8 protein-coding genes are annotated in these 14,618 nt (G+C 73.5%); 6 read left to right on the forward strand and 2 right to left on the reverse strand.

The features are described 5' to 3' along the window. Window positions 1-195 precede the first annotated feature (195 nt). A complete protein-coding gene (locus D9V36_RS36800; RefSeq protein WP_129297582.1) occupies window positions 196-1,329 on the reverse strand; it encodes an aminoglycoside phosphotransferase family protein in 1,134 nt (377 codons plus the stop codon). Window positions 1,330-1,613: 284 nt separating this feature from the next. On the opposite strand from D9V36_RS36800, the gene D9V36_RS36805 reads away from it, so the two are divergent. Next, complete coding sequence (locus D9V36_RS36805) at window positions 1,614-3,143, forward strand: DNA-binding protein NsdB (protein ID WP_129297583.1); 1,530 nt, start codon at window positions 1,614-1,616, stop codon at window positions 3,141-3,143. 182 nt (window positions 3,144-3,325) lie between these two features. Here the strand turns inward: D9V36_RS36805 and D9V36_RS36810 are convergent, their stop codons facing one another. After that, a complete protein-coding gene (locus D9V36_RS36810; protein WP_129297584.1) occupies window positions 3,326-4,798 on the reverse strand; it encodes a PP2C family protein-serine/threonine phosphatase in 1,473 nt (490 codons plus the stop codon). 310 nt (window positions 4,799-5,108) lie between these two features. On the opposite strand from D9V36_RS36810, the gene D9V36_RS36815 reads away from it, so the two are divergent. From D9V36_RS36815 to D9V36_RS36835, 5 genes are all read left to right on the forward strand, one after another. Then, window positions 5,109-6,524, forward strand: a complete 1,416-nt coding sequence (locus D9V36_RS36815; protein WP_129297585.1) for a HEAT repeat domain-containing protein — start codon at window positions 5,109-5,111, stop codon at window positions 6,522-6,524. A 916-nt stretch (window positions 6,525-7,440) separates the two neighbouring features. Then, window positions 7,441-8,568, forward strand: coding sequence for a glycosyltransferase family 4 protein (locus D9V36_RS36820; protein WP_129297586.1), 1,128 nt, complete (start codon window positions 7,441-7,443; stop codon window positions 8,566-8,568). After that, window positions 8,565-9,794 (forward strand): glycosyltransferase, encoded by a 1,230-nt coding sequence (locus D9V36_RS36825; RefSeq protein WP_129297587.1) that lies wholly within the window; start codon window positions 8,565-8,567, stop codon window positions 9,792-9,794. The genes D9V36_RS36820 and D9V36_RS36825 overlap by 4 nt, the downstream gene beginning before the upstream one ends. Before the next feature lie 23 nt (window positions 9,795-9,817). Next, the gene (locus tag D9V36_RS36830) at window positions 9,818-10,993 is read left to right on the forward strand and encodes an SGNH/GDSL hydrolase family protein (RefSeq protein WP_347239845.1); all 1,176 of its coding nucleotides are present in this window, start codon (window positions 9,818-9,820) and stop codon (window positions 10,991-10,993) included. Continuing rightward, on the forward strand, window positions 10,990-14,604 hold the full coding sequence (locus tag D9V36_RS36835; protein WP_129297588.1) for a hydantoinase B/oxoprolinase family protein: 3,615 nt from the start codon (window positions 10,990-10,992) through the stop codon (window positions 14,602-14,604). The genes D9V36_RS36830 and D9V36_RS36835 overlap by 4 nt, the downstream gene beginning before the upstream one ends. Window positions 14,605-14,618: the final 14 nt, after the last annotated feature.

Consider the following 14,618-nt stretch of genomic DNA (forward strand, 5'->3'; position numbering starts at 1 on the left):
GTGGAATGGACCAATGGCCGGACGGACTCGACCTGACGCGGACGGGGCGCAGACGGACGGTCCGGGGAGGGAAGACCGAGGGCCCGGGGAGGGGAGGGCAGTTGGCGCACATGGGTGAGCGGCGCACCCCGTACCCGGGTGCGCCGCTCACGATCTCCCTTGCGGTGCCGGGTGACGTCCGGCACCTGTCGGTGGTCAGCGGGTGCCGACCGCCGCCCGCACCGCACGACGCGCCATCTGGCAGTCGTCGTGCAGCCGGCGCAGGAGCAGCCGCTGCTCCTCGCCCGCCGCGGGCACGCCGGGTAGTCCCGGACCCGGTGTCCCCGTCGGCGCGGGTTCGCGCATGGTCCGTTGGACCGCGGTTTCATAACGTCGGATCTCGCGGGTGAGCACCAGCATCAGATTCACCAGGAAGGCGTCCCGCGAGGCCGGGCCCGCGTTCTGGGCGAGCTGGCTGATGTGCCGGCGGGCGACCGGCGCGTCGCCGAGCACCGACCACAGGGTCGCCAGGTCGTAGCCCGGCAGATACCAGCCCGCGCTGTCCCAGTCCAGCAGCACCGGGCCCGCGGGGGAGAGCAGCACATTGTTCAGCAGTGCGTCGCCGTGGCAGAACTGGCCCTGGGTGTGCGACAGGCCGTGCAGCAGCTTCTGCAGATCGCCCAGGTCGCGGTCGGTGAGCAGCCCCAGGTCGTGGTAGCGGCCGATCCGGCCCGCGTAGTCCAGCGGGGTGTCGAACAGCCCGGCCGGCGGACGCCAGAGGTTGATCCGGCAGATCGCGCCCAGCGCGGCCCGTACGTCGGCCCGGGGCGGAGCCTCGGACGGGTGGCGGGTCAGCGCCGCGACGCGGCCGGGCATCCGCTCCACGATCAGTGTGCAGTTGTCGGGATCGGCCGCCACCAGACGCGGCACCCGTACCGGCGGACGATGCCGGACGAATGCGCGGTATGCGCTTATTTCCTGCCGGAACCTGTCCACCCACGCGGGGGAGTGGTCAAGTAAACACTTGGCGACCGCGGTCATACGGCCCGTCGTGCCGACGAGGAGGACGGACCGGCCGCTGCGGCGCAGCACCTGCACCGGGTTGAACTCCGGGCAGATGCGGTGCACCGAGGCGACGGCGGTGCGCAACTCGGCGCCCTGCGGGCCGGACAGGTCGATTCTCCCGCTGAGCGGCTGGGAGCTCGTCCCCTGCATCCGCCGGGTACGGCCGCCGGGGAGCCCGGTGACCGCTCCCGCGGAAGGCGCGGGGTCGAGATACGGCCCGCTTCCGGTGGGATGCGGGCGGTACGGCCGGGCGGGGGCGGTCACGGCGGACGATGCTGCATACATGGGTGAGACAGATCCCTTCGTGCGCCGGCGAGTTGCGTGCGCTCCCCGGCCCGGTGGTGGGAACCCGTGAACGGGCCCCGTGCAGGAGGCCGATCCAGGGTCCCCGTGAAGGGCGCGCACCCTGGGGAATGCGCTCCCGCCACCAGGCCGGGGGCGGCATATCTACAGAACACGTGCCTACGGGTGGCAGACCATCTGGCGCACCCTGGCGAACCCTGGCGAATGCCCACAGCCCATGTCAGCGGCGTTACTGTCAACTCAGTCGAGGAACCTGGGGGCTTGACGTGGACAGGCAGCCGAACACCCGTCTCGCGGACCTTTTCGGCCTGGCCGGCTGGTCCAAAGGCGAGCTGGCGAGAATGGTCAACCGGCAGGCGGCGGCCATGGGGCATCCGCAGCTGGCGACCGACACCTCGCGAGTGCGGCGCTGGATCGACATGGGGGAGACCCCACGTGATCCGGTACCCAAGGTCCTGGCTTCCCTGTTCACCGAGCGCCTCGGCCGTGTCGTAACCATCGAGGACCTCGGGTTCGCGAGAACCGGTCGCTCGGGGAAACGGCAGGCCCTGGACGGTCTGCCGTGGGCTCCCGAACGGACCGCCGCGGTCCTCACGGAATTCACGGGAATGGACCTCATGCTCAACCGACGCGGCTTGGTGGGTGCGGGCGCCGCACTCGCCGCGGGCTCCGCACTCACCGGCGCCATGTACGACTGGCTGCACACCGACCCGGCCCCGGCCGGCGCCCCACGCCACGACGCCATGTTCGCCTCCGATTCCTTCGACGAACTCGACCAGATCGGCCTCGACCGCTATGAGGCGGCCCCTGTGGGGTCGCAGGAGATCGACGCGCTGGAGCGCTCGGTCGAGGTGTTCCGCGCCTGGGACGCGGCCCGCGGGGGCGGGCTGCAGCGCAAGGCCGTGGTGGGCCAGCTCAACGAGGTGGGCGGCATGCTCGCCTACCGCCACCCCGATCATCTGCAGCGCAGGCTGTGGGGGGTGGCCGCCAACCTGGCGGTGCTGGCCGGCTGGATGTCCCATGACGTGGGCCTGGAGCCCACCGCCCAGAAGTACTTCATCATCGCCGCCCATGCGGCGCGCGAGGGCGGCGACCGCCCGCGCGCCGGCGAGGCGCTTTCCCGTGCCGCGCGGCAGATGGTGCATCTGGGCCGTCCGGACGATGCGCTGGACCTGATGAAGCTGGCCAAGTCCGGCTCCGGTGCGGAAACCCTGCCGCGCACCCGCGCGATGCTGCACACCATCGAGGCCTGGGCGCAGGCGTCCAAGGGCCACGGCCAGGCGATGCGCCGCACCCTGGGCGAGGCGGAGGACCTCTTCGTCTCGGACAAGGGCGATGTGCCGCCGCCGAGCTGGATGCAGATGTTCGACGAGGCGGATTTGCACGGCATGCAGGCGCTGGCATTCCGTACCCTCGCCGATCACGATCCGTCGGCCGCCAGGATCGCCCAGCACCACGCCCAGCGGGCGCTGAGGCTGCGGGAGAACGGCCGCCAGCGGTCGCAGATCTTCGACTACATCTCGATGGCCTCGGCCTGCTTCATCGGAAACGACCCCGAACAGGCCGACCGCTACGCCCGGTTGGCGCTGGTGTCCATCGGCGAGAACTCCTCACACCGCACCTGGGACCGGCTCCGCGAAATGTTCCGGCTCACGGGGCAGTATGCGAACTACGCCAAGATCCAGGACCTGCGCGAGGAGATCCAGCATGTCCTGCCGAAGGAGAAGCCGAAGACCAAGGCGTCGGGCCTCGGACCCGGCATCGGATCGGGAGTCGCGAAGAACTTCTCGGCCTGATGCGGGTGGATGCACGGAGCGTGACGGTGCGTCATCCGTAAGGGTGACGTCCTTCTCAGCTCCGCTGCCTCCCCCGTGGGCCGGCGGATTGCCCGTCGACACGGCCGAGATGTTCGCCGACGTGTTCGGGGCGACCGGCTCCGGATGCGCCGGCCCGCCGCCCGTACCCGCCGCGGTGCGTATCAGTCGCCGACCCTGGCGACCAGTACACAGGCGTCGTCCTCGCGGTCGGTGGTGCCGAACTCCTCGACGACGATGCGGACGCCGTCCTGGGCACTGCGGGCCGCGGCGAACCGCGGTGCCAGGGCGAGGAGCCGTTCGGTGCCTTCGTGGAGGGCTTGTGCGCCGTGCGTATGGCGAGGGACGAGGCCATCGGTGTGCAGGACGAGCAGGTCACCGGGCTCCAGTTGCTCGGTGCGCTGGGTGTAGGCCGCACCCGAGGTCGCCCCGAGCAGGACACCCTCGGGCGGGTCCAGCGCGCGCCCCGTGCCGCCGCGGAACAGCAGCGGTGCGGGGTGCCCGGCCTGGGCCCACTCCAGGGTCCGGGTGGCGGCGTCGAAGCGGCCGCACACCGTGCTGCCCAGCGCCGGCTGAGCGGCGGTGTCCAGCAGTTGGTTGAGGAAGCACATCAGGGGTCCCGGTCGGTGGCCGGCTACGGCCATACCGCGCAGCGCGCCGAGCACCATCGCCATCCCGGAGGTGGCGGTGACGCCGTGTCCGGTGAGGTCGCCGACGCTCAACAGCGTGGTGCCGTCCGGGAGTTGCAGCGCGTCGTACCAGCCCCCGCCGACCAGGGCACGGGTGGCGGACGGCAGATAGCGCCCGGCGAGATCGAGGGCCACGGGACCGCCTTGCGGGAACCGCAGGGAGCCGCGCCACGGGGGGAGCACGGCCTCCTGCAGCTCGACCGCAAGCCGGTGCTCGGTCTGCGCGATATGCCGCTCACGGTGCAGCGAGTCACGGGTCTCGCGTACCGCCTGCTGGCTGCGGCGCAGCTCGCTGACGTCCCGCAGCACGGCCCACATACAGGCGGTACTGCCGTCGGCGTCGAGCACCGGCTCGCCCACCATGTGCACCGTGCGCAGACTCGCGTCCGGGCGCACGATACGGAACTCGCCGTCGATCGGGCGGCCGTCCACCAGGCAGTCGGTGACCATCGTGGCCAGCCCCTCCTGGTCGTCGGCGTGGACCAGGGACGGCAGCTCGTCGAGGGTGAGCGGGCCGTCGGACGGCGCCCTGCCGAACATCGCGAACAGCTCGTCGGACCAGCTGACCTCGTCGGTGAGGAGGTTCCACTCGGCGCTGCCCACCCGGCGCAGCAGCGCGCCGCGTTCATGGGGTGCGGGCTCCGGCGGCGCCGACGGCAGCCCGGCCTCCGGCGCGTCCGCCTCGCTGTCCTCGCTCTCGGCGGGCAGGCCCTCTCTCAGCTGATCGAGATGGCCCCCGAGGTCGTCGAGGTGATGCACGGCGAGATCGCACAGCGCCCGCTGCCAGCGCAGCTGCGGGTCGTCGGCGAGGCCGGTGTCCACCTCGGACTCCCTGCGCACCGCATCGAGGTCACCGCGCAGGCGGCGGGCCTGCGTGATGAGTGATTCGACCGTGTCGCGCTCGGGGGGCCGGTCTGCTGGGTGATCCGCGAAGAGAGGGGGCGGCATGACGTACTCCGTGATCAGGCGGCGCCGGGCTGAGGGCCGGTAACGACTGTTGCACAGGCGGCGACCGTCCGTAAGGGATTTGGCACTACCCGATACGGTGGTGCACCTGGCATATGCCCCCGGCTTTCCGGGGCAATCCCGGGGCGAATCGGCGGAATGGCAGCTTCCAAGCTAGGCTTCGGCCGCTGTACAGCAGGCGTTCTCGCAGATCCATGGTGGGAACGAGGCTTACGGCCCGCGGTCACCGGCAAGAATGCCGGTCAGCGGAAATCCCGTTGCCAGCCCGTCCCCCGCACCGGATGCTGACCTCATGTTCGATCCAGACATAGCGCCCAGTGGCACCCTGCTCGGCCTCCTGCAGCGAGGCCGCGGCGACGGGACCCTGCATGCCCTCGCGGCGCCGCGGGCCGAGGCGCTCGCGGCACTCAACGACAGCGTGCTGCGCGATCCCCGTCGCGACTGGCAGGTCGAGAACCGCTCGCTCTACTACGCGCGCCTTTATATGCAGCTCGACGGCGCGCTCGAGGAGATCGAACGCCACCTCTTCCACCCCGACGACCTCGTCGACACCGGCGAGGAGCGCACCGGCCTCGCCCTCGCGGTTCTCGGCCACCTCGCCGCCTACGGCAAGGACGCCGCCCGTCTGCTGCTGCGTAGCTACGCCGCGGCGGGCAGCAACTGGCGCTGGGCCCTGGACGAGCTTGCGCTGCGTGACGACGACGCCGGGCTGATGACCCTCGCCCCCGCCGTCCTCGCCCGCTTCCCGGAGACCGAGGAGGGTGACGCGGAGCTGGCCGTCGCCGTCCGCGACGCCTTCGAGCCCCGGCCCTGGAGGCTGTGGGCCGAGGACCCCCGCTACGGCCCGCGGCTGGCCGCCGCCGGGGAACAGGGCTCCTTCGACCGCTGGCAGCGGCAGATGCGGCCCCGCGGGCCGCGCCCCGGCTGGAGCGTGACCGAGGTGCTCCAGTGGGCCGAGGAGATCCCGGAGCCGGCGGGCGAGGAACACCGGCACCTCGCCGCCGCCCGCTGCCTTGCCGTCGTCGCCGGCCCCGAGGACCGCCCCGAGCTGCTGCGCGCCGCGCGCAGCGCACCCGACGCGGCCCGCGCCGCCGTCCTGCACCACCTCGCCGAACGCGGCGATCGAGACGTCCTCGACCTGATCGAGGACGCGGTCGTCGACCCCTTCTCCTCCGAGCGGCTGGCCTCGGCGGCGCTCGCCGCCTTCGCGCGGATGCGCAGCGTGGCCGCCGTCTCACGGGCCAGGGTCTGGGCGCCGCGCGCGGACCGGCTGGGCGCGTACGCCGCCGCCATGCTCGCCCGCCGCGGCGGGCGGCGCGACGCCGAACCGGTGCTGGCCGCCCTGCGCCGTATCGTCCGCGAGGAGGGTCCGGACGCCGACGGCCTGTGGGAGCTGGTCGACGGCACCGGACGCCTCGGCGTCGCCTGCGCCGCCCCCGTCCTGCGGCACATCTACCGCGAGACGTCCTCCTCGCACCTGCGCGGCCGGGCCGCCGGTGCGCTCGCCGCCACCGACCCCGGCTTCGCGGCCGGCTTCGCCGTCGAGTGCCTGTGGGACTGCGAGGAGACCACCAGAGAGCTCGCCGCCCGGTACGCCGCCACCGGTGACGACCGGGTCGTCGAGCAGCTGCGGCGTCTCGCCGCGGACCCGGCCGAGGAGGCGGAGGTACAGACGGCTGTACGGAGCCGAATCGGACCGGAGTCCTAGGCGTTCCGCTGCGCTTTGCCCCTGGACCACGTTTTTGGCTTTCCCGCCGTGGGGGTTTCTCGCCGTTGCGCCTGGCGGCGGGCCGGTTCGCTGCGCTTTGCCTCTGCCCCGTTTTTGGCTTTCCCGCCGTTGCTCCCCCACTGCCTAAAGGGCGTGGGAGGTACCCCCAGCGGCGGGCCGGGTCCGCTGCGCGGGGCTGTGGGTGCGGTGACGGACCTCCGGGGCCTGGTGTGTGGACTGCTTCGCTTTACGCTCCGCTGCGCTCCGCCTTTGCTCTTTTTCGGAGCCTTCGGAAGCAAAGCCCACACACCCTGCCCCTCCGGCCCGTCCCCTCCCGTGGGGGAGGTAGGTGAAAGGTGGGTGGGGGCGGGCCGTTGTCATGGCCGTGCGGCCCCCTTCCGGTCGTTCCGGATGACGCATTTTCTCGTGATCACCAGGTGCGCCGGACCAGCCACGTGCACCCCCACCGGCCTTCTTCCCGCCCCCCCACGGGAGGGGACGGGCCGGAGCGGGTGGGGTGCCGGACGTAAAGCGAAGCAGTCCGGCACCCCACCCGCGGAGGTCCGTCACCGCACCCCGACAGCCCCGCGCAGCGGACCCCGCCCGCCGCTGGGGGTACCTCCCACGCCCTTTAGGCAGTGGGGGAGCAACGGTGAGAAAGCCAAACCCGAGCCGAGGCAAAGCGCAGCGGACCGGCCCCGCGCAGCGGGCGATAGAGCGCGAGAAGCCCCACGGCGAGAAAGCCAAAAACGTGGGCCCGAGGCAAAGCGCAGCGGAACGGCGGGCGCACCCGCGCAGCGGGGCGACAAACGGCGAGCGACCCCCACGGGGGGAAAGCCAAAAACGTGGGAAGACGTTCCCCGGCAGGAAAGATCCCCTTGGCTCCCTCCACGCACGGCACGTCGAGAACAGCGGTATGCGTGTCGTCCTGGTCACCGAATCCTTCCCGCCCGATGTCAACGGCGTCTCCCATTGCGCCCTGGAAACCGCCCGGCACCTCGTCCGGCGCGGCCACGATCCGCTGGTCATCGCGCCGCTCGGTGGCCCGTCGCCGGCCGCCGGTACGCAGGAGAGCCCCTGCCCCGTCGTCCGGGTGCCCTCGATGCCGCTGCCCGGATATCCGCAGGTGCGGATCGCGCTTCCCGGGCGCCGGCTGTCCACGGCGCTCGACGGGCACCGGCCCGATCTCGTCCACCTCGCCAGCCCGTTCGTGCTGGGCGCCCGGGGGATGGCGGCCGCCGCCCGCCGCCAGGTGCCCGCGATCGCCGTCTACCAGACCGATCTGGGCCGCTACGCCCGTACCTACCTCGGCGGCGGCGCGGCCACGGCCTGGCGCCGCATCCGGGCGGTGCACGGCGCCGCCGACCGCACCCTGGCGCCCTCCAGTGCGGCGCTGCTGGATCTGACCGAGCACGGGGTGCCCCGGGTCCATCTGTGGCCGCGCGGCGTCGACTCCGAACGGTTCCACCCCGGGCGGCGCGACGCGGTGCTGCGCAGCTCGCTGACCGCGGGGCGGGAGCTGCTGGTGGGGTACGTGGGGCGGCTCGCGCCGGAGAAGGACGTGGGGCTGCTGGCCGAGACCTCGCGGCTGCCGGGCGTACGCACCGTCGTCATCGGCGAGGGGCCCAGCGCCGCCGGGCTGCGTACGGCGCTGCCCGGGGTGCGGTTCCTCGGCCGCCGTACGGGTGACGAACTCGCCCGGCTCTATGCCTCGTTGGACATCTTCGTCCATACCGGTCCGTACGAGACCTTCTGTCAGACCGTGCAGGAGGCGATGGCCTCCGGGGTGCCGGTGGTGGCGCCCCGGGCGGGCGGCCCGCTCGACCTGGTGGACCACGACCGTACGGGGCTGTTGGTCACGCCGGGGGACGGCGGTGCGTTCCGGGACGCGGTGCGTCTGCTCGCGGGCAGCGCCGAGCTGCGCGTCCGGTACGGCGCCGCGGCCCGCAGAGCGGTGGAGGACCGCACCTGGGCGGCGGTCGGCGACCAGCTCCTGGGCCACTACGAGGCCGTGCTGAGCGACCGGACGGCGGTGGCGGCATGAACGCGCGACACGCTCGTGGGGCGGGCCTGCGGATCGTCCGGATCGCCAACTTCGTCACGCCGGCCTCCGGCGGGCTGCGCACCGCGCTGCGGGAACTCGGCGCGGGCTACCGGGCCGCCGGGCACGAGCCGGTGCTCATCGTGCCGGGACCGCCGGGGGCACACGGCCCGGACGGATGGTGCGACGAAGTCACCGCGCAAGGACGGGTGATCACCCTGCCGGGGCCGGAGCTGCCGGGCAGCGGCGGCTACCGCATGCTGACCGACCGCCGCAGGCTCCAGCGGCTGCTGCACTCGCTGGCTCCCGACCGGCTGGAGGTCTCCGACCGGACGACGCTGCGCTGGACGGGGGAGTGGGCGCGCCGGGCCCGGATCCCCGCGGTGATGGTCTCGCACGAGAGCGTGGACGGGGTGCTGCGCACCTGGGGCATACCGCAGCCGCTGGCCCGTGCCGCCGCTGACCGGCTCAACCGCCGTACGGCGTACGCCTACAGCCGGGTCGTGTGCACCACCGCATGGGCGGCGGCGGAGTTCGCCCGGGCCGGTGTGCGCAATGTGGTGCGCGCTCCGCTCGGTGTCGATCTCGACGCCTGGCACCCGGGCTGCCGCAGCACGGAGCTGCGCCGGCGCTGGGCGGGCCGGGCGGAGGTCCTGCTGGTGCTCTGCTCCCGGCTGTCGCAGGAGAAGCGGCCGGGGCGGGCGCTGGACGCGCTGGCGGAGCTGCGGCGGCGCGGGGTCGACGCGACGCTGGTGGTGGCCGGTGACGGGCCGCTGCGGGCCCGCCTGGAGGCCCGGGCGCGGTCCGAACGGCTGCCCGCGTCATTCGTGGGGCACCTCGCCGACCGGTCCCGGCTCGCCGCGCTGCAGGCCGGCGCCGATGTCGCACTGGCGCCCGGCCCGGCCGAGACCTTCGGGCTGGCCGCCCTGGAAGCGCTCGCCTGCGGTACCCCGGTGGTCGCCAGCGCGGCTTCGGCGCTGGCGGGGCTGGTCGGCAGCGGTGGCGATACGGCGCTCGACGACGGGCCCTCGTTCGCCGATGCGATCCAGCGCGTGCTGGCCCGGCCCGGTCCTGCCCGGCGCGCCGCCGCCCGCCGCCGCGCCGAAGGCTACGGCTGGCAGCCCGCGGTCGACGCCTTCCTGGCGGCACACGACGCGGCCGCCCCGCTCGGCAGGCCGGTCACCGTCCCGCCCTTCCCGTCCCCGGCCGCCCCGCTGGGCGGGTGGTGACGGTGCGGCCTGAGGGAGTGGTGATGCCGGAGAGCGGAGCAGTGGTACCGGACGGGGGAGCGGCGAGAACGGACGGGGGAGCCGGGACACCGGACCGGGGAGCGGTGATCAGGGGGCAGGCGCCAGGTGGCGGCCGTTCCCCGGCTCCGGCTCCGGCCCCGGCCCGCTTCGTCGCGCTCGGCGACTCGCTGACCGAAGGGCTCGGTGACCCCGTACCGGGCGGCGGCTGGCGCGGCTGGGCGGCCCTGCTCGCCGGGGCGCTGGGCGAGCGGCCGGGCGGCGTGGAACTGGTGAACCTGGCGCGCAGCGGGGCGCTGGCGGCGGAGCTGGCCGAGCGGCAGCTGCCCGTGGCGCGCGACCTCGGGCCGCGCTTCGCCTCGCTCGTCGTGGGCGCGAACGACACCTTGCGCGCGGCCTTCGCCATCGAGCGGGTCGCGGCCGCGCTGGACCGGGCGCACGGCGCACTGAGCGCCGACGGGGCCGTGGTGCTGACGGCGTGCCTGCCCGATCCTGGCCGGATGCTGGGCCTGCCCGCGCCGCTGGCGCGTCCGCTGGCTCGCCGGATGCGGGCCGTGAACACCGTCGTCCATGCGGTGTCCGCGCGCTACCAGGGCGTACATCTGCACCTCGCCGAACACTCCTGGGTCGCCGAACGTGCCTGCTGGAGCGTGGACCGGCTGCACCCCAGCGAGCGCGGCCACCGGCTGCTGGCCCGGGGTTTCCATGCGGCGCTGGCCGCCGCCGGACTGCCCGTGGGAACGCCGCCCGCGCTCACCCTCGACGGCCCGCAGCCGACCCGCGCCGGATCGGCCCGGTGGATGGCGACCCGCGGCACCCGCTGGGTCGCCGACCGGTGCACGGACCTGCTTCCCGGCCTGCTGGGTCTGGCGCTCCAGGAGTGCCGTCACGGGTTGGCGGGATCCGGGCGGCTGCTGGACGCCGCGGCCGACCAGGCCACGCGTACCGCACTCGCCGCACTGGACGGGGCGGACGGGGCGGACGGGGCGGACGGGTCGGATCACCGGCCGGGCAGCCCCAAAGCCCCGGGCCGGACCGATGCCCCAGGCCGGGCCGATGCCCCGCGCCGGGCCGATGCCCCTGGCACCCCCGGCGCCCCGGACAGCCCCGGCGGACCGGACGACGCCCGGCCGGGGAAAACCACCGCGACGGCGAAGCGCGCTGCGACAATGACAGGGTGACCGGACGCTGGGAGTTCTGGATCGACCGCGGTGGCACGTTCACGGACGTCGTCGGCAGGCGCCCGGACGGACGGCTGGTCACCGGCAAGCTGCTCTCGCACCACCCGGAGCGCTACCGGGACGCCGCAGTGGCCGGTATCCGGATGATGCTGGGGCTCGGCCCGGACGAACCGGTGCCCGCCGAGCGGGTCTCCGTCGTCAAGATGGGCACCACCGTCGCCACCAACGCCCTGTTGGAGCGCAAGGGCGAACCGACCGTGCTGCTGACCACCGAAGGGTTCCGGGACGCGCTGCGGATCGCCTACCAGAACCGGCCGCGGATCTTCGACCGGCACATCGTGCTGCCCGAGGCGCTGTACGACCGGGTGATCGAGGTGCCGGAGCGGATCGGCGCCCGCGGTGAGCCGGTCCGGCCGCTGGACGCCGACGCGGTCCGCCGGGCGCTGATCCGGGCCCGTGCGGACGGTCTGCGCAGCGCCGCAGTCGTCCTGCTGCACGGCTACCGGCACGCCGACCACGAACGAACCGTCGCCGAACTGGCCAGGCAGGCAGGGTTCTCCCAGGTCAGCTGCTCGCACGAGGTCAGCCCGCTGATGAAGCTGGTGCCGCGCGGCGACACCACCGTCGTCGATGCCTACCTCTCCCCGATCCTGGGCCGGTACGTCGACGACATCGCCGCCCAACTCCCCGGTATCCGGCTGATGTTCATGCAGTCCAACGGCGGGCTGCGCAAGGCTGCACACTTCCGGGGCAAGGACGCGGTGCTGTCCGGGCCCGCGGGCGGCGTCGTCGGCATGGTGCGTACCGCCGCCGACGCGGGCGGCGGTCACGACCGGGTGATCGGCTTCGACATGGGCGGCACGTCCACCGATGTGTCCCACTACGCCGGTGAGTTCGAGCGGGTCTTCGGCAACGAGGTCGCGGGCGTGCGGATGCGCGCGCCCATGATGAACATCCACACCGTCGCGGCCGGCGGCGGCTCCGTCCTGCACTTCGACGGCCGCCGCTACCGGGTCGGCCCCGACTCGGCCGGTGCGGACCCGGGGCCGGCCTGCTACCGGCGCGGCGGGCCGCTCACCGTCACGGACGCCCAGGTGATGCTCGGCCGCATCCAGCCCGCTCACTTCCCCGCGGTGTTCGGCCCGGACGGCGACCGGCCGCTGGATGCCGAGGTGGTGCGCACCCGCTTCGGCGAGCTGGCCGCGCGGGCCGCCGCCGAGACCGGGGACGACCGCGGCCCCGAGGAGGTCGCGGCCGGCTTCCTCGACATCGCCGTGCTCAACATGGCCAACGCCGTCAAGAAGATCTCCGTCCAGCGCGGCCGCGACATCACCCGCTACGTCCTCACCAGCTTCGGCGGCGCCGGCGGCCAGCACGCCTGCGCCGTCGCCGACGCGCTGGGCATCGACACGGTGCTCGTCCCGCCGCTGGCCGGGGTGCTCTCCGCGTACGGCATCGGGGTCGCCGACGCCACCGCGATGCGCGAGCAGGCCGTCGAGGCGGAGTTCACCGACCCCGCGGCCGTCGAGCGGGTGCACGAGGTGTGCGAGGCACTTGCCGGGCAGACCCGGCGCGAACTCCTCGACGACGGGGTGCCAGCGGCCTCGGTCACCACCCGGGCCCGGGTGCTGATCCGCTACGCGGGGACCGACTCCACCCTCGCCGTCCCGCTGGCCGACGCCGGCACCATGACCGCGGAATTCGTCCGGGCACACCGTGAGCGCTACGCCTTCACCATGGACAAACCGCTGGTGGCCGAGGCGGTGTCGGTCGAGGCGCTGGGCGCGGCCGGCGGCGCGGGCGGGTACGAGGCACGGGCGGGCAGCAGGGAAGGAGAGCTGACACCGGCCGCCACGGTACGGATGTACACGGCCGGCCGATGGCAGGACACCGGCCTCTACCGCCGCGCGGACCTGCGCCCCGGTGACACCCTCACCGGTCCGGCCGTCATCGCCGAGGAGGACGCGACCACGGTCCTCGACCCGGGCTGGCAGGCGGCCATGGGCGAGAACGGGCACCTCCTGCTGACCCGGGCCCGCCCGCGCACCGGCCGGGCCGCCGTCGGCACCGAGGCGGACCCGGTGATGCTGGAGGTCTTCAACAGCCTCTTCATGGCCATCGCCGAGCAGATGGGCGTCCGGCTGGAGAACACCGCACACTCCGTCAACATCAAGGAGCGCCTGGACTTCTCCTGCGCCCTCTTCGACGCCGACGGCAATCTGATCGCCAACGCCCCGCACATCCCCGTGCACCTGGGCTCGATGGGGGAGTCCATCAAGGAAGTGCTCCGGCGCCGCGGCGACGGCATGCGGCCGGGTGATGTGTATGCGATCAACGACCCGTACCACGGGGGCACCCACCTCCCCGACGTCACCGTCGTCACCCCCGTCTTCGACACCGGCGGGGACGAGCTGCTGTTCCTGGTGGCCTCGCGCGGCCACCACGCCGAGATCGGCGGCATCACCCCGGGCTCGATGCCCGCCTTCAGCAGCACCATCCAGGAGGAGGGCATCCTCTTCGACAACTGGCTGCTGGTGCGCGACGGCGAACTGCGCGAGGACGCCACCCGCGACCTGCTCGCCGCCGGCCCTTACCCCTCCCGCGCCCCCGACGCCAATCTCGCCGATCTGCGCGCCCAGATCGCCGCCAACGAGAAGGGCATCTGGGAACTGCGGCGGATGACCGACCAGTTCGGGCTGGACGTCGTCCGGGCCTATATGGGGCACGTCCAGGACAACGCCGAGGAATCGGTGAGGCGGATCATCGCGCGGCTGTCGGACGGCAGCTGCCGCTACGAGACCGACAGCGGGGCCGAGATCCGGGTCGCGCTGACCGTCGACCGTGCCGCCCGCAGCGCGGTGGTGGACTTCGCCGGCACCTCGCCCCAGCAGCCCGGGAACGCCAATGCGCCCAGCTCGGTGGTGATGGCCGCCGTGCTGTACGTCTTCCGCACCCTGGTCGCCGACGACATCCCGCTCAACAGCGGCTGCCTCAAGCCCGTGGAGGTCCGCATCCCGGAGGGCTCGATGCTCGCCCCCGTCTTCCCGGCGGCCACCGTCGCGGGCAATGTGGAGACCTCCCAGGCGGTCACCGGCGCGCTCTACGCCGCGCTCGGTATCCAGGCCGAGGGCTCCGGCACGATGAACAACCTCACCTTCGGCAACGACCGGGTGCAGTACTACGAGACCGTCGCCAGCGGCTCGGGCGCGGGCTACGGCTTCGACGGCGCGGACGCCGTGCAGACCCATATGACCAACTCCCGGCTGACCGATCCCGAAGTGCTGGAGTGGCGCTACCCCGTCCGCGTCGACGCCTTCGCCATTCGCTCCGGCAGCGGCGGCACGGGCCGCTGGCACGGCGGCTGCGGTGTCGAGCGCCGGCTGCGCTTCCTGGAGCCGATGACCGTCGCCCTGCTGACCAACCACCGCAGGGTCCCGCCGTACGGCATGGCGGGCGGCGCCCCGGGCGCACTGGGCGCCAACTCCGTGGAACGGGCGGACGGTTCACGGGCGGAGCTGGCGGGCTGTGACGCGGTGGAGGTCGGCGTGGACGACGTACTGGTGCTGCGCACACCGGGCGGCGGGGGGTACGGGGCGGGGGACGGGGGCTGACCGCCGACGACCGG

Origin of the sequence: Streptomyces lydicus (assembly GCF_004125265.1) — a bacterium.
GTDB lineage: Bacteria > Actinomycetota > Actinomycetes > Streptomycetales > Streptomycetaceae > Streptomyces > Streptomyces lydicus_C.

Coding starts and splice junctions, on each gene's coding strand:
- D9V36_RS36800 (WP_129297582.1), bottom strand. CDS start 1,329: ATGTATGCAGCATCGTCCGCCGTGACCGCCCCCGCCCGGCCGTACCGC.
- D9V36_RS36810 (WP_129297584.1), bottom strand. CDS start 4,798: ATGCCGCCCCCTCTCTTCGCGGATCACCCAGCAGACCGGCCCCCCGAG.
- D9V36_RS36815 (WP_129297585.1), top strand. CDS start 5,109: ATGTTCGATCCAGACATAGCGCCCAGTGGCACCCTGCTCGGCCTCCTG.
- D9V36_RS36820 (WP_129297586.1), top strand. CDS start 7,441: ATGCGTGTCGTCCTGGTCACCGAATCCTTCCCGCCCGATGTCAACGGC.
- D9V36_RS36825 (WP_129297587.1), top strand. CDS start 8,565: ATGAACGCGCGACACGCTCGTGGGGCGGGCCTGCGGATCGTCCGGATC.
- D9V36_RS36830 (WP_347239845.1), top strand. CDS start 9,818: ATGCCGGAGAGCGGAGCAGTGGTACCGGACGGGGGAGCGGCGAGAACG.